Source organism: Bacillota bacterium (assembly GCA_013177945.1).
Classification (GTDB): domain Bacteria; phylum Bacillota; class DSM-12270; order Thermacetogeniales; family Thermacetogeniaceae; genus Ch130.
This window is the reverse complement of sequence record JABLXW010000020.1, coordinates 32,707-47,471: the sequence shown is the minus strand read 5'-3', so window position 1 is coordinate 47,471 and position 14,765 is coordinate 32,707. Positions and strand designations below refer to the sequence as shown.

General features: G+C 56.4%; 18 protein-coding genes. 11 read left to right on the top strand and 7 right to left on the bottom strand.

All coding sequences use genetic code 11. The annotated features are described in order from the left end of the window. The first annotated feature begins 7 nt into the window (after nt 1–7). The gene (gene thiM, locus HPY58_11995) at nt 8–814 is read left to right on the top strand and encodes a hydroxyethylthiazole kinase (GenBank protein ID NPV30342.1); all 807 of its coding nucleotides are present in this window, start codon (nt 8–10) and stop codon (nt 812–814) included. On the opposite strand, the gene HPY58_11990 is transcribed toward thiM, so the two are convergent. The 6 genes from HPY58_11990 to HPY58_11965 are packed head-to-tail and all read right to left on the bottom strand — an operon-like array spanning nt 811 to nt 4,823. Continuing rightward, on the bottom strand, nt 811–1,359 hold the full coding sequence (locus HPY58_11990) for an ATP-binding protein (protein NPV30341.1): 549 nt from the start codon (nt 1,357–1,359) through the stop codon (nt 811–813). The genes thiM and HPY58_11990 overlap by 4 nt on opposite strands. A gap of 3 nt (nt 1,360–1,362) precedes the next feature. After that, nucleotides 1,363–2,103, bottom strand: a complete 741-nt coding sequence (locus HPY58_11985) for a PHP domain-containing protein (GenBank protein NPV30340.1) — start codon at nt 2,101–2,103, stop codon at nt 1,363–1,365. Nucleotides 2,104–2,118: 15 nt separating this feature from the next. Next, a complete protein-coding gene (locus HPY58_11980; protein NPV30339.1) occupies nt 2,119–2,460 on the bottom strand; it encodes a serine kinase in 342 nt (113 codons plus the stop codon). Further along, on the bottom strand, nt 2,457–3,890 hold the full coding sequence (locus HPY58_11975) for a 4Fe-4S dicluster domain-containing protein (GenBank protein NPV30338.1): 1,434 nt from the start codon (nt 3,888–3,890) through the stop codon (nt 2,457–2,459). Before HPY58_11975 ends, HPY58_11980 begins: the two co-directional genes overlap by 4 nt. A 24-nt stretch (nt 3,891–3,914) precedes the next feature. Next, on the bottom strand, nt 3,915–4,454 hold the full coding sequence (locus tag HPY58_11970) for an anti-sigma regulatory factor (protein NPV30337.1): 540 nt from the start codon (nt 4,452–4,454) through the stop codon (nt 3,915–3,917). Between the two features lie 9 nt (nt 4,455–4,463). After that, nucleotides 4,464–4,823: a hypothetical protein gene (locus tag HPY58_11965; GenBank protein NPV30336.1), complete on the bottom strand. Its 360-nt coding sequence runs from the start codon at nt 4,821–4,823 to the stop codon at nt 4,464–4,466. 204 nt (nt 4,824–5,027) lie between these two features. On the opposite strand from HPY58_11965, the gene tsaE reads away from it, so the two are divergent. From tsaE to HPY58_11930, 7 genes are all read left to right on the top strand, one after another. Continuing rightward, nucleotides 5,028–5,507: a tRNA (adenosine(37)-N6)-threonylcarbamoyltransferase complex ATPase subunit type 1 TsaE gene (tsaE, locus tag HPY58_11960; protein ID NPV30335.1), complete on the top strand. Its 480-nt coding sequence runs from the start codon at nt 5,028–5,030 to the stop codon at nt 5,505–5,507. After that, nucleotides 5,495–6,175 carry a tRNA (adenosine(37)-N6)-threonylcarbamoyltransferase complex dimerization subunit type 1 TsaB gene (gene tsaB, locus HPY58_11955; protein NPV30334.1) on the top strand — a complete coding sequence of 227 codons (681 nt, stop codon included), beginning with the start codon at nt 5,495–5,497 and terminating at the stop codon, nt 6,173–6,175. Before tsaE ends, tsaB begins: the two co-directional genes overlap by 13 nt. Beyond that, on the top strand, nt 6,144–6,653 hold the full coding sequence (gene rimI / locus HPY58_11950) for a ribosomal protein S18-alanine N-acetyltransferase (GenBank protein NPV30333.1): 510 nt from the start codon (nt 6,144–6,146) through the stop codon (nt 6,651–6,653). Before tsaB ends, rimI begins: the two co-directional genes overlap by 32 nt. 6 nt (nt 6,654–6,659) lie before the next feature. Beyond that, nucleotides 6,660–6,875, top strand: a complete 216-nt coding sequence (locus HPY58_11945) for a DUF3006 family protein (GenBank protein ID NPV30332.1) — start codon at nt 6,660–6,662, stop codon at nt 6,873–6,875. Nucleotides 6,876–7,192: 317 nt separating this feature from the next. After that, nucleotides 7,193–8,194: a tRNA (adenosine(37)-N6)-threonylcarbamoyltransferase complex transferase subunit TsaD gene (gene tsaD, locus HPY58_11940; protein NPV30331.1), complete on the top strand. Its 1,002-nt coding sequence runs from the start codon at nt 7,193–7,195 to the stop codon at nt 8,192–8,194. A 221-nt stretch (nt 8,195–8,415) separates the two neighbouring features. Then, entirely contained in the window at nt 8,416–9,192 is a 777-nt protein-coding gene (gene lgt, locus HPY58_11935; GenBank protein NPV30330.1) for a prolipoprotein diacylglyceryl transferase, read from the top strand. 48 nt (nt 9,193–9,240) lie between these two features. Next, a complete protein-coding gene (locus HPY58_11930; protein NPV30329.1) occupies nt 9,241–10,587 on the top strand; it encodes a DUF512 domain-containing protein in 1,347 nt (448 codons plus the stop codon). A 119-nt stretch (nt 10,588–10,706) separates the two neighbouring features. Here HPY58_11930 and HPY58_11925 read toward each other — a convergent pair whose 3' ends face one another. After that, nucleotides 10,707–11,471 (bottom strand): LysM peptidoglycan-binding domain-containing protein, encoded by a 765-nt coding sequence (locus tag HPY58_11925; GenBank protein NPV30328.1) that lies wholly within the window; start codon nt 11,469–11,471, stop codon nt 10,707–10,709. A gap of 511 nt (nt 11,472–11,982) precedes the next feature. Here HPY58_11925 and nuoE point away from each other — a divergent pair. The 3 genes from nuoE to nuoF all read left to right on the top strand — a co-directional run bounded on the left by nuoE (nt 11,983) and on the right by nuoF (nt 14,758). Beyond that, entirely contained in the window at nt 11,983–12,471 is a 489-nt protein-coding gene (gene nuoE / locus HPY58_11920; GenBank protein NPV30327.1) for an NADH-quinone oxidoreductase subunit NuoE, read from the top strand. Between the two features lie 98 nt (nt 12,472–12,569). Continuing rightward, nucleotides 12,570–12,938 (top strand): (2Fe-2S) ferredoxin domain-containing protein, encoded by a 369-nt coding sequence (locus tag HPY58_11915; protein NPV30326.1) that lies wholly within the window; start codon nt 12,570–12,572, stop codon nt 12,936–12,938. A 26-nt stretch (nt 12,939–12,964) separates the two neighbouring features. Beyond that, a complete protein-coding gene (nuoF, locus tag HPY58_11910; protein NPV30325.1) occupies nt 12,965–14,758 on the top strand; it encodes an NADH-quinone oxidoreductase subunit NuoF in 1,794 nt (597 codons plus the stop codon). Nucleotides 14,759–14,765 lie beyond the last annotated feature (7 nt).

Below are 14,765 nucleotides of genomic sequence, written 5' to 3'. Positions count from 1 at the left end.
AGCGAAAATGGAAAACTTGGGGGCACGGGCGGGTGCTCTTCTCGCCAGGCTGCGGGATGAAAGGCCGCTCGTCCACAACATTACCAACTGGGTGGTAACGAATGTCACCGCGAATGTCCTGCTTCAGGTCGGAGCACTGCCGGTCATGGCACACGCGCGGGAAGAGGTGGAAGAAATGGTCGAGGCAGCCGGAGCCCTGGTTTTGAACATCGGGACCCTCACTCCCCAGCTTGTGGATGCCATGCTCCTTGCCGGGAGGCGGGCAAACGAACTGGGGATCCCGGTTGTTTTCGATCCTGTTGGGGCCGGAGCCACAAATTTGCGGACTGAGAGTTCCCATTTCCTCTTAAGGGAGTTGAGCGTCAACATCCTCCGGGGAAACGGCGGGGAAATTTCTGTTCTGGCGGGGTTCGGCGGTGAAGTCAAAGGGGTTGAGGCTGTTGCCAGCGGCGGCGAACGAGGCGAAATCGCCCGCCTCGCGGCGCGCCAGTTTAACACTGTGGTTGCCCTTACCGGACCGCGGGACTACATTTCCGACGGAGAGCGCCTGATCGCGGTGGACAACGGCCACCCTCTTTTGAGTGCCGTCACCGGCACCGGCTGCATGGCAACGGCAGTGATCGGAGCCTTTGCTGCAGTTACCGACGACTACCTCCTGGCCGCGGCGGCAGGGCTGGCGGCCTTCGGCCTTGCGGCAGAAAAGGCGGGAGAGGTGAGCAAGGGGCCCGGCAGCTTCCAGGTAGCGCTTTTTGATGCCCTCTACCGCTTAACGGGGGCCGACCTCGAGGCAGGAGCGAAAATCAGAGTTCTCTAAGCGGTTGAATTGATTTCCTGCAGCCCTTCTTGCAGGTAGCCCCTGATCCAGTTGAGAACAGCAGGGGTGTTTAAGGGGACCCCTTCGAGTTCTGCGCGGAGCTCGCGGGTATCCAGGGTAAACTCATTTTCGTCTACCCGGTGGGTGTAAACGAGATCCATTTCTGGATTTGCTGCAAGAAAAACCACGAGACTCTCGACGAGGTTGCCAAGGGGGGCCCTGTCGATGTGGCTCAGCTGAAAGCAGGCATGGAGGGTGGCTCCTTTGCCGGGTGCGGAGGTAATTCTGGCATCACCGTTGCAACGCTGGGCTGCTGCCTTGAGGAGGGGCAGCCCCAGGCCCACTTTCCGGCAGGTTCGGGTGGTTACAAAGGGGTCGAATACCTTTGCCGCAAGTTCCGGCTCCATCCCGCGCCCGTTGTCGGTAATGGTGATCTCCAGGCGGTCCTTTTTCGTGTCTTCGTTAATTTCGAGTCGAATCAAAGACGCTCCCGCCACCCTCGAGTTTTCGAAGGCATCCAAAATGTGAAGGGAAAGCTCGCGCATTTTTTAATCCACCTCAATCCTTTCCCGGCACCGGTCCCAGAGGGCCTCGGCGAGGGCCTGGAAGCCGGGTTCTCTCATCCTGATCCAGGTCCGGGGCCGGTTAATCTCGGCGAGGCGGTGGGCATCGGAACAGCACAGAAGATGGTAGCCTTTTAGAAAGGGGAATTTTTCCAGAGCCCGCGCCCGGTTGATGTTCCGGGAAATTTCTACAGCAGGAATCTGGAGTTCCTGGGGGATAAAGCCCAGACTTCCGATGACGCTGAAGGCAGGACGGTCCACGTGGGCCGGATAGCAGACCCCGTTTCGCGCCTGCACTTCTGCCACAACCTCTTCAAGCGAAAGGTCTGTTGAGGTGAGGAGGAGCCTTTCTTCAATTCCCGTAACTTCGCCTGCGGCATTGAGCAACTGCTGGACTCCGAAGACCCTTTCGTTGTTTTTTAAGGGGGGCAGGTGGGCGTAAACCACTTCCTGCCAGGCCAGGGCCTCCTCCGTACCTGCAAAGAGGCAGACGAGGTGCACCTCTTCGCGGGTCTGCACCTCCATCCCCGGGATTACGGTTACGGGCCCTCCTGCCGCGGCTTCAACAAAGGCAGGAGTGTTGGCTGCAGAGTTGTGGTCCGTGATTGCGATTACCCGGAGCCCGCTGGCGGCAGCTCGGGCGAGGACGGCCGGAGGGGTCATTTCCCCGTCGGCGCAGGGGGAGAGGGCAGTGTGAATGTGCAGGTCAACGGCGAACTTTTCCATCCCCATCCCCCGCTTTTACTTTGCAGCACCGATCAGCTGGTAAAGGCGTCCCGCCACTTCAAAGGTAGGTTGATTTGTTGTCAGCACAGGGATTCCCTCTTCATCTGCCCTGGACAGGGTTGCAGCTTCCGGTTCTGCCCCCCGGCTGATGATGACGGCTGCAAGATTAAGAAGTGTTGCAACGGCAATTACGTTGGGGTGGATCTGCAGGGTAATCCAGATGTTCCCTTCCTGTGCATGTGCCATGACGTCGCTGAGCAGATCGGAAACGTAGACCCCGCTGACCTCCTGGTCGAGCTTCGCGGCTCCGCTCCGCACCTTGAGACCGAGAGCCTCTGCTACCTCCTTCACCGTCACTCTTCTTCCCCTCCTTTTTTCTGATTGCTTTTCTGGTTCCGTTTTGCGAGCACGGGAGGAAGTCTTTTGGCAAGCTCCAGGACTTCCCGCTGGGTTTTCATGATCTGGCGTTGCACCAGGGTGACGGGGGGGACCTTCAGGGCGAGCGCCAGCATCTGCTCCGCCAGGGACTGAACCTGCTCGCGCAGCTTGAAAATGCAGTCTGTTTCCGTCGCAATCCCGCAGACAATGTCCTCCGCAAGGGTGCGGCAGGTGGGGCAGCCGCAGGAACCGCAGTCAAGCCCCGGCAGCTGTTTCAAAATCTTTTCGGACTGCTCGACCATGTAAATGGCCTTGGCGATGTCCTTGTCAAGGCTCATGATGGAGTAGGGTTCAACCTCTTTTTCGGCCCGGTAATACCCCTTGCGGTTGTACTCCAGAACCTTTTGTTCCTTTTCGGCCTCCAGTTTGGGCCGCAGCTGGCCCGCCATTCGCCTCAGCGTCACCCGCGCCACAAAGGGGTTTTCCACCGTAAACGCGCCGCCTACGCAGCCCCCCTGGCAGCACTGGCATTCCAGAAAGTCAATATTGTTGTCGAATTTGCCCAATTCAATTTCTTCAAGCACCTGGAGGAGGTTGTAGATTCCATCTACCGCCAGGTAGTTGTCGGATTGCACGGCCCGGGTCTGCCCTCCTACCCGCCCCCAGGTCAGACCAAGGGCGGTTGCCTTGACCGGCTCGCCTTGCTCCCGGGCTCCGGCAATTTTTTCCCGGAGTTCGCAGTAGAGGTCGGAAATGGCCAGCGCCCCATCCACATAGGAATGCTCCAGGTGGTAGGGGGCGCGGATCGCGGTGACCTGGGCGGGACAGGGAGTCAGGTAAAAGCAGCCAATCTCCTGCTGGGGGATGTCCAGCTGCCAGCTTGTTTCCTCCTTGGCCAGCTTTGCGGCGACCTCTACGGGGGAGAGGATCGGGAGGATTTGCTCGGTCAGGCTGGGAAACCGCACCTGGATCAGGCGGATGACGGCGGGACAGGAGGAGGAAAGCCACGGCCCCTCACCCCTGTGTTCCCTGATAAATTCCCGGATCGCAATGCTTACCGCGTCGGCCGCCCAGGCCACTTCGTAAACGCCGTCAAAGCCGAGGGCAAGGACTGCTGCAAGGATCTGGCGGGGAGAGGGTTTTGTTTTGAACTGGCCGAAAAGGGCAGGATCAGGCAGGGCGATTGTGTATTTGAACTGCTTTGTTTTTTCTCTGGAATCGGACTGGGGAATAGGCGCGTGGTTTGGGCAGATCCGGATGCATTCACCGCAGTCGATGCAGCGGTCCGCCAGGATCTTTGCTTTTCCGTCCCGGACGCGGATTGCCTCGGTGGGGCACCGCTTGATGCAGTTTGTGCACCCCGTACACCGCTCTTCGTCAAGGAAAATGGAGTACGTGCTTTTTTTCATAGCCACCATCTTTCCGGACCCTGTTTACTTTTCTCTTTCGGGCCCTGTTTTATTAAAGATGACCATTTTCAGCCTGGTTCCTGCCCCGATCACCGTCTCAATTTCAAGGATGTCAGAGCATTTTTTAATATTGGGAAGCCCCATTCCGGCTCCAAATCCCATTTCCCTGATGTAATCGGGTGCAGTTGAATAGCCCTCCTGCATTGCCAGTTCGATGTCCGGAATTCCGGGGCCCTCATCCTCGGCCCAGATCGTCACCGTTTTCGGGGTGATTTCTGCTTTCAGGGTTCCGCGGTTGGCGTGAATGATGATGTTCATTTCCGCCTCGTACGCGGCGACTGCAACCCTGCGAACCAGAGGGGCAGGGAAGCCGATGTGCTGCAGGGTGTGCTTGAGGCGGCTTGAAGCCTCCCCGGCGGCGCGAAAATTTTTTCCTTCTACTGCAAATTCCAGGGTGACTTTATGCTCAAACGGGCTCTCGGCACCGGTTTCGTTCTTATTTTCACAATTTTTAAAATCAGATGTTACTTCCGGTTCCTGAAACAAACAGGAAACCCCTTTCATCTCAAGACTTTAAAACCCTTTATGGGGTTTTTCTTCCCGGAGACCGGCACAGTACAGGATGCCGCAGCTTTCGTAAAGGGGCAGCCGGGTAACCAGCAGGGGAATCCCCTTTTCCTCCGCTAATTCCACCATGTCGCTGTGGGGGCGCTTCCCGCGCACGAAAATGATTGCCGCAAGGTCGATGATTTCCGCCGTCCGGATCACCTGGGCATTGTTAAGGCCTGTGAGCAGCAGCGTTTTGTTGTGGCTGAAGGCCAGCAGGTCGCTCAAGAGGTCTCCGGCGCAGACAGATTTGATTGGGAGGTTGAGCTTGTCTTTTCCGCAGATAACTTCCGCGGATAGGAGTGCTTTTACCTCTGCCAGGGTCATTAAACTAAACTTCTCCCCCCTCTTTTCAAGTCCTGGTCTATATTCGCCAGATATGTTTTTTATTCCTGCTTGCTTTCATTATATCTCTCTCTTTTTAACTGCTTCCTGCTCCGTCGTCCCGCAATCGGGTGTTTTCTTTTCTTTTCTTGTGGGGGCGGTTAAAGAAGGATATAATAAAAAGTGGACGACTAGGTGGTGGACATGATGTGGGAGATAGTTTCTTCCGGCCCCCAGGTTACCCAATTGCTGGGGGAGGAGCTGGGAAAGCTCCTGGCTCCGGGCGATGTCGTCTCCCTGGTGGGGGAACTGGGAGCGGGAAAAACTGTTTTTGTGCATGGAATTGCGCGGGGCCTGGGTGTCAGTTCCCCCGTATCCAGCCCGAGTTTTATTTTAATCCAGGAGTACGAGGGGAAGTACCCGGTTTTTCATTGTGATTTTTTTCGCTTGCAGTCGTACCAGGAACTGGAAGAGATTGGGTGGGACGAGTACCGGAAACGGGGAGGGGTCATTTTAATCGAATGGGGAAATCGGATCCCTGAGGCCCTGCCCGAAGAGTACCTGGAAGTAGTTATTGCTTACTGCGACAGTTCCGAGTCCACCCGTCGGATTCAGTTTCGGCCGCAGGGCGGCCGCTACGAAGCGAAGATCAAGGAGTTGAAAGATGCGTGCGGGTGCTTGGAATAGAAACCTCAACACCGGCAGTTTCTGTGGCCGTGGCGGAAGAAAACCAGCTTCTGGGAGAAGTTACCTTATCTACAAAACAGGCACACATGGAGCGCCTGCTCCCCTTAATTGAGTATCTGCTGTGCGGTTTGGGCTTGAACCTGGAAGATCTGGACGGGTTTGCGGTCACCACAGGTCCGGGTTCTTTTACATCACTTCGGGTTGGCCTGGCGACCGGGAAATCTTTTGCTCACGTTCTGGGAAAGCCTTTAGTCGGAGTCCCAACTCTTGATGCCCTGGCCTGGGCGCTGAAAGGTGTACCGGGCCTGGTTTGCCCGGTTTTGCCTGCCCGTGCTCAGGAGGTTTACGCGGCCTTCTACGTGAGCACGGAAAGCGGGATGAAGCGCCTCAGCAGCTATTTAGCCCTGGACCCTGTTCAGCTGTGCACTTCTCTGGAGGAGGAATTGCGCGCCCGGATCACCTTTACAGGCGAGGGGGCCCAGTATTACTGGGCGCTCTTTCAAGAAAGGTTGGGGGAACGTGCTTGTTTAGCGGAATTGCCCCAAATCCTGCCGCGGGCCGGCATCATTGCAACTCTGGGGGTTGCTGCCCTTCTTGCCGGGGGAGGAAAGGCACCCGGAGCGGTTAAACCCCTCTATGTCCGGCCGCCGGCGATACGGCACAGTTAAGGCAGGGAATTTTGTGGAGGTTACGGTTCGCCCTATGGAAATCGATGACATTCCACAGATCCTTCCAATCGAGAACTGTTCCTTTCCTTCTCCATGGTCTTACCAGGCATTCTGCAATGAATTAAAAAATAAATTTGCTGTCTATTTTGTGGCCCTGATTGAGGGGCGCGTGATCGGCTATGCCGGAATGTGGCTTTTTTCGGGCGAGGCCCACGTGACTACAATTGCAGTGGATCCCGCTTATCGGGGCAGAGGTTTGGGGAGGCTGCTGATGAGCACCTTGATGGAATACGCCAGGGTTCAGGGCGCCGATACCATGGTGCTGGAGGTGCGGCCCTCAAATGTTGCCGCCCTTAATCTTTACCGCAGCCTGGGCTTTCGCCAGATCGGGTTGCGAAAAAATTACTACATCGAAACACGGGAGGATGCTGTAGTGATGCTGCGGAACCTGCAGCAAGAAACTTTTCAAAAGGAATGAGGGACAGTGAGGATCAGAGGAGTTGTGGATCGGATTGAAGGGGACCGTGTTGTCGTTTTGCTGGGAGATGAAGGGTTTGTTTTAAGCTGGCCGCGCATTCTTTTGCCAGATGTCCAGGAGAGCGATCTCCTCTGCTTTGAGGTGAAGCTGGAGCTCCCGGCGTCTGAAGTCCGGAAGCTGTCTCCTAAAAGTCTGCTTGAGCGCTTGACCTGGCGGCGGTAACCTGCACCAGATTCCCTAGTAGAAATTCGGTCCCCCGGGTATACTAGATTCTGGACGGAACTTGCAATTCAGTGGTTGAAAGGGGGAACCAGGGAGATGCCTGAAGGGAAAAAGCAGAATCCGGCTGCTGCCGGGGAAAAGAAAAGGCCGGCTGGAGATGGCTGGGCCGAGCAGACCGGGAAGAACCCAGACGACCTTGAAATCATTCCTGAATCTCAAGACTTGTAAGCTGCAAGCTCAAAGGATGGTGCGTTTTGGGAGAGCGGAGGAAGCTTTTTTCCAGGGAAGAAAGCCCTAAAAACAATCCGCCGGTTGACATTTTAGGGATCGAGACAAGCTGTGACGAAACCGCAGCGGCGGTTGTGAGAGATGGAACTGCAGTTCTTTCAAATGTTGTTGCCTCCCAAATCAGGATCCACCGGCAGTATGGGGGAGTGGTTCCCGAGGTTGCCTCTCGCAAGCATTTGGAAAACATTACAGATGTTGTGGAGGCTGCCCTCCAGAAGGCGGGGGTTGATTTCGCCGATCTCAGCGGGGTTGCCGTCACCGTAGGACCGGGGCTTATCGGTCCTTTGCTCGTGGGAGTTGCTGCCGCCAAAGCCTATGCTTTTGCCCGGCAGATCCCTCTGCTTGCCGTCAACCATTTAGAGGCCCATATCTATGCCAACTTTCTCGCCCATCCTTCGCTGATACCCCCCCTTGTTTGCCTGGTTGTCTCTGGGGGGCACACCAGTTTGGTTCTCGTGCGGAAGCACCTTTCTTACGAATTGCTGGGTTCGACAAGGGATGATGCTGCAGGTGAAGCCTTCGATAAAATCGCGCGGGTTCTGGGCCTTCCTTATCCCGGCGGCCCCGCTTTAGAGGAACTGGCCCGGGGGGGAAACCCCCGCGCCATTTCTTTTCCCCGCGCCTGGCTTGGGGACGAAAGCCTGGACTTCAGCTTCAGCGGCCTGAAAACCGCAGTTATCAACTACCTCAGGCGGGAACAGGAAAAGGGGAAGGATGTCCCGCTGCAAGATGTGGCGGCCGGTTTCCAGGAGGCGGTGGTGGAGGTTCTGGTCGAAAAAACGCTCCGGGCGGCCCGGGCTGCGGGGGTATGGCAGGTGGCGCTGGCAGGTGGTGTCGCCGCGAATCTTGCCCTGCGCACCCTCTTCCAGGCCAGGGCCCGGCAGGAGGGGATTCGTTTGTACTTCCCTCCCGGAGACCTCTGTACCGATAATGCGGCAATGGTGGCCTGCGCCGGTTATTATCATTACCTCGCCGGCCGCTTTGCTCCTTTGACCCAGGAGGCCTTCGCCCGCTACCCTTTGATCCGTTAAACTGGGGGACCCTGTGAATCAAGAATGTTGTGAATTTTGTGGATAATTCTGTGGCTTTTTGAGAAAAAGGAAAAATATAAGAGGAATTATTCGTTTCCATTCAAAACTCAAGATCTGTTAATACTGGGGATAGTGCAGGGGAACCCTGACAGGAGCAGGGAAACGTCTGGGGATAACCCTGTGGATATGTGGATTGCTTGAAAAATCTAGGGAGTGAAATCGTGCATCCTGTTCTGTTTCAACTGGGAGGACTGCGGGTTTACAGCTACGGTTTTTTTGTGGCGCTTGGTTTGCTGGTTGCCGCCTGGTGGCTGGCCAAAAAGGTCAAGAAAAAGGGAGGCTCTCTCCAGTTCGTGATCGACCTCGTTCTTCTCGTTCTGGTGGCGGGGATTGTCGGGGCGCGTCTGGCATACATCATCCTCTACGATCCCTATTTTTACTTTACCCATCCCTGGCACATTCTGATGCTCCAGGAGGGGGGACTGGCCTTTTACGGCGCCTTTGTTTCAGGTCTGGCAGTTGCGTTTTTTTACCTGCGAAAGGCGCAAATTCCCTTTTTATCCTTTCTCGATCTCGCCTCACCTTCCCTCGCTCTTGGCTATGCCGTGGCCCGGATCGGCTGTTTCCTGAACGGGTGCTGCTACGGAAGACCTACCGGTCTTCCGTGGGGAGTGGTCTTCCCTGCGGTTGACGGTTTAACCCGGCACCCGACTCAGCTCTACTCACTGCTGGCGGGGCTTGTGATCTTTCTGGTTTTAGAATACTTAACCCCCCGCGCCCGGTTCCGGGGGCAGATCTTCAGCATGTTTCTGGTGTTATACGGCTTATCCCGCGCCGGCATCGAACTCCTCCGGGAAAATCTCCAGCTTTCCGGCGGTGCCGGGATGGCCGCCCTGGCCGCCCTCACCCTGGCGGTAGGAGGAGGCCTGTTCTATCTTTACCGGGCGCGTCGTCCCGGGGAATTTGCTTCCCCGGGTTTGGGCATTGACGGGAAGTAGCTATGCCGGCCAGGCCCGGCCGCGCGGGCTTTCTGTGAGGAGCGGAAAATGCTGTTTGCTCTCCAGAAAATAGTAAAATTAGAGAATATCCTTCCGCTCACCTCCAGGTGCAATCTGAGGTGCATTTTCTGCAGCAACACCCAGAATCCGAGGGGCGTGAAGGTGTTCTCCCTCCCTCCCCTTCCCCTGCCCCTGGCAAAGAGGCTCCTCCCTTTTTTAAACCCGCGGCGAAAAATTGTCATCGGGGAGGCCGCCTCCCGCATTACCGAAGGAGAGCCCCTTACACACCCGGATTTCTGGAAGATCCTTGAAATGATCCGAAACCTTTACCCTGAGACGCCCCTCCAGATCACCACCAACGGAACCCTTTTGGACCGGGAAGCAGTCCAGAGGCTGAAAAATTTTCTGCCCCTGGAAGTAAACCTTTCTCTCAACAGCGCCGCCCCGGCGGGAAGGTGGCTTTTAATGGGGGACCGCGGAGAGCGGGCTCTCCTGGTTGCAGAGCTTCTGGGGCGCGCCGGAGTGACCTACCATGGGAGCATTGTCGCCCTGCCCCACCTGGTCGGGTGGGAAGACCTTCGCAGCAGCTGCAGGTTTCTGGAGGCTTCGGGTGCGGCAACAATCCGGCTTTTTCTTCCCGGATTTACAAAGCTGGCTCCTCCTCCCCTGCGTTTTCCTCCCGAGGTGATGTACCGGGAGCTGGAAATTTTCTGGAGAGAAGAGAGAGCATCCCTGGGCGTTCCCCTGCTCCTGGAGCCGTCTTTCGTATCCGATGTGGAGGCGAATTTTCTGGCTGAACTGGCAGGGGTGATTCCCGGTTCCCCTGCGGCGCGGGCGGGCTTGAGAAAAGGTGACATCGTGAAAACCGTGCATGGAAGAGGTGTTCGCTCGCGGGTTGACGCCTTCCAGCTCATCCAGGCGTCCCGCTGCCCCGTGCTGGAGATCGAGCGGGGTGGGGTGCTGGCGGCGCTTTCTTTCCGAAAGAGGAAGGGTGCGGGTGGGGGAGTCGTGATGGCCTGGGACCTGGACTGGGGGGTCGTGGAAAAGGTGAAGCGGGTGATCAGATCCTGCCGGGGGCGCAGGGTCCTGGTCTTGACCTCGGAATGGGGTTATCCCTGGCTCAAAAAAGTGCTGCCGGAGTGGGAGAAGACGGGAGCGGAGGTCCATCTGGTTGCGGTTCCCAACCGCTTCTTCGGGGGCTCCATCGCCTGCGCGGGCCTCCTGACCACCGTTGATTTTCGGAGGGCACTCCGGGCAGCAATTTGCGTTGCCGGGCGCGACTTCGATCTGGTCTTGTTGCCTGCTGCAGCCTTTGATTTCCGGGGAAAGGACCTCTTGGGGAAGCATTACTCCCTCTTGCGGTACCAGACAGGGGCCGCTGTTGAACTGGTTTAGCCTCTGCCACCTCGAAAATGCCCGGGGATGATTACGGCTCTCTCTCCCGGGCAGGCGCGGGATACCACAAGCCCCTGCGAGGCAAGGAATTAAAAGCCCCCGGTTGGGGGCTTGCGAAATTACCGGTAGAAAACGTGGTTGCCGATCCGGCATAAAAAGGTGAGGAACCTTTCAAAAAAGGTGCTCTGTGACTTCTCGGGGTTGTAGAAAAAGAGGGCGCCTCCTGTGGGGTCCCAGCCTGCAAGGGCGGCGTAAGCGGCCCGCAACGCAGACTGGTTGGGGGGAAGGTAGATCTGGCCGTTCAGAACCGGCTCGAACTGGTAGGTTCCGTTTTCGTATTCAAAGATGATGTCTTTAATTGTTTTCGGGAATCTGGGATCGAGGAGCCGGTTGAGCACAACGGCACCCACGGCGACCTGGCCCTCAAAGGGTTCACCCCGCGCCTCGGCGTGGATGAGCTGAGCGAGGAGGTAGATGTCGCGGGTGGAAATCCCGGCACGCGAAGCGGTGGGTGAAGCCGCTGGGACGCCGTCGGGAACAAGCAAGATCTGCCCCGGGTAAATTGTCGTCGAGGTAAGGGAATTTAATGACATCAGGTTTTCGACAGTTGTCCCGTGTGCCAGTGCAATCCGGTAAAGAGTATCACCGGGTCTTACCGTGTAGCGGCTGGGGACGGGGATGGTTAAAATTTGACCCGGCCAGATCTCGGTTCCCTCAAGCCCGTTGGCCGCCATCAGCATCTCAGGGGTGAGACCGTAGGCCCGGGAGATCAGGTAAAGGGAGTCTCCCGGCCGGACCGTGTAGTAATCCGCGGCGTAGCCTGTCCCTCCTAAGACCAGAAAAGACAAAATTAACCACAACAAGACGAAACCTGCTCTGCGCAATTCCTCTTCCTCCTTTCGCTGCCTCCGGGGTAAGCTGATGGGTTCGGTTGAAAGGATAAGACCCTACCCCGCACTCAACTCCATTCCCAGCTTTACAGTTCAGTCTTTTGTGCTCCTTAATTTCGTTCTGTTGGAGACGGCAGATAGTTTGGCTTGAAGTTGAGTGCGGGGATTCACCCCCTCACCGCCTTCGCGGGGTGCGCCGGCGGTGAATCGTTGGTTCCCCCGTACCGTACTTTTGGCAGAAGAGTACGGATTCGGCAAATATTTTGCGCAGTGGTAATTATGCCATGGTTTACATAACTAGTCAAGTGGAAAATTTTAGGGAGTGAACGGCGTAATTTCCATGTTAGTTTTTTCATAAGCTCAGGAGGTTTTTTTGATTTGTTGTCGAATAGATATAAGGTGAATTTTCGCTCAAATCAGGTGCAGGCCGGGAAATTTCCTGTTACCGAACTTCAGTTCGGGAAACAGGTTATTATATGGAAAAATCGGAAAGGAGGGGAAACAGATGTGTGAATGCGGCTGCACGCATCCTGCCGGGGACGAAAAAGAAAAGGAACTGGAGGCGCTTTTTGAAAAGTGGCGCGGCGTCAAGGGGGCTTTGATCCCGATTCTGCAGGGAGCACAGGCAATTTACGGTTACCTGCCCAGGGAGGTTCTTTTGCGGATTGCCCGGGAATTGAAGCTCCCGCCGAGCAGGGTTTTCGGAGTGGCAACCTTTTATGCTCAGTTTCACCTGAAGCCGAGGGGACGCAACATTGTCAGGGTCTGCCTCGGCACGGCCTGCCATGTCCGGGGAGGAGCCCGCATTTTCGAGCGGATGCAGCAGGAACTGGGAGTGGGGAATAACGAAACAACACCCGATCTCAGGTTTACCTTGGAAACCGTTGCCTGCCTCGGTTGCTGCGGCTTGTCTCCCGTGATCATGGTTAATGATGACACCCACGGCCGTCTTACTCCCGATAAGTTAAAGGACATTCTGGCGGGGTACCAGTAATAAGTGTTTTTTTCAAAAATAAGGGAAAGGAGGTGAAGACACCAGGGTTTGCAGGGCGCAAAAAGCCAGGAGAGCAAAACCTGGTGGAAGACATGAAGCTGAAGAGCAGAGAAGATTTGAAGCGGCTCCGTGAGGAAGCGAAGGGACTGGTCTCGGCGCGCGGGCCCGAGGGGATGACGAAGATCATCGTTGGCATGGGAACCTGCGGAATTGCTGCCGGCGCCCGGGAGGTGATGGCCGCCATTCTGGAGGAACTTAACAAGCGCAACATCCAGGCAACGGTAACCCAAACCGGGTGCATCGGGATGTGCGAAAAGGAGCCCCTCGTGGATGTGCAGCGGCCCGGGGAAAAACGGATTACCTATGGAAAGGTCAAACCGTCCGACGTACCCCGGATCATTACCGGTCACGTCCTGCACGGGAACATCGTCGAAGATCTCGTAGTTGCCCGCTTTGAAGAAATCTAAAAGCTTCCTGGAAGGAGGGATTTACGTTGCAGCTGGTCAGAGCCCATGTTCTGGTTTGTGGCGGCACCGGATGCACCTCTTCAGGTTCCAAACAGGTGCAGGAGGCTCTTACCAAAGAACTTGAGAAGCACAAACTGGAACAGGAAGTTAAAATTGTGGAAACCGGTTGCCACGGTTTCTGCGAAATGGGCCCGCTTGTGATTGTTTACCCTGAGGGGACCTTTTACGTGAGGGTGACACCTGAGGATGTTCCCGAACTCGTGGAAGAACACCTGCTCAAAGGGCGGATCGTCACTCGCCTGCTTTACAAAGCTCCGGTTACGGAAGAGCAGATCCCAACCTATAAAGAAGTCACTTTTTACAAGAAGCAGCTGCGGGTTGCTCTACGGAACTGCGGCTCCATTAACCCGGAGAACATCCAGGAGTACATTGCCCGGGGCGGGTATGAGGCTCTGGAGAAGGTTCTCTTTGAGATGACCCCGGAGCAGGTGATTGATGAAATCAAGCGTTCGGGATTGCGCGGGCGCGGCGGCGGCGGTTTCCCGACGGGGTTGAAGTGGGAGTTCTGCCGGCGTTCTCCCGGTGACCTGAAGTACATTATCTGCAACGCTGACGAAGGAGACCCGGGGGCTTTCATGGACCGGAGCGTGCTTGAGGGGGACCCGCACAGTGTCATTGAAGGAATGGCGATCGGGGCTTACGCCATCGGCTGCCGCGAAGGTTACATTTACGTCCGGGCCGAGTACCCGCTGGCAATTAAACGCCTGAAAATCGCCATTGCCCAGGCGGAGGAGCTCGGTCTGCTGGGAGAAAACATTCTCGGATCCGGATTCAGCTTCGATCTACACATCAAAGAAGGAGCGGGGGCTTTTGTCTGCGGCGAAGAGACGGCCTTAATGGCCTCGATCGAAGGCAGGCGCGGGATGCCCCGGGTGAGGCCGCCCTTCCCGGCGCAGCGGGGCCTCTGGGGCAAGCCGTCCAACATCAACAACGTTGAAACCTTCGCCAACGTACCCGTGATCATCATGCGGGGAGCCGAATGGTTTGCCAGCATGGGTACGGAAAAGAGCAAGGGAACCAAGGTCTTTGCCCTTACGGGAAAGGTTAACAACACAGGTTTGGTAGAAGTCCCGATGGGAATCACGTTGCGGGAGATCATTTTTGAAATTGGCGGCGGAATTGTGGGGGGCAAACAATTCAAGGGTGTTCAGATCGGAGGCCCTTCAGGCGGTTGTATACCTAACGAACTTATCGATACTCCGATAGATTACGAATCCCTCATTGCGGCGGGGGCAATGATGGGTTCCGGTGGTTTGGTCGTGATGGACGAAACCACCTGCATGGTTGACCTGGCGCGCTTTTTCCTGAATTTTACCCAGGCCGAGTCCTGCGGCAAGTGTACACCCTGCCGGGAAGGGACGAAGCGGATGCTGGAGATTTTGACCAGGATTTGCGAGGGCAAGGGTGTGCCTGAAGATATCGAGACTCTGGAGCGTCTGGGCCGTGTTGTGAAAGGGACCGCCCTCTGCGGTTTAGGAAACACCGCTCCAAACCCGGTCCTTTCTACACTCCGTTATTTCCGCCACGAATACGAAGCCCACATTTATGATAAACGGTGTCCGGCTCACGTTTGTACCGCGCTGCTCGTCTATACAATTGATGAAGAGAAATGCATCGGGTGCGGACGCTGCCTGAAGGCGTGTCCCGTCGGCGCAATTTCCGGGGAGAAGAAAGAACCGCACAAGATCGATCCCGAGAAGTGCATCAAGTGCGGGACGTGCTTTGAGAAGTGCCGCCAGGACGCGATCTTGCGCTTGTAAGGTATCT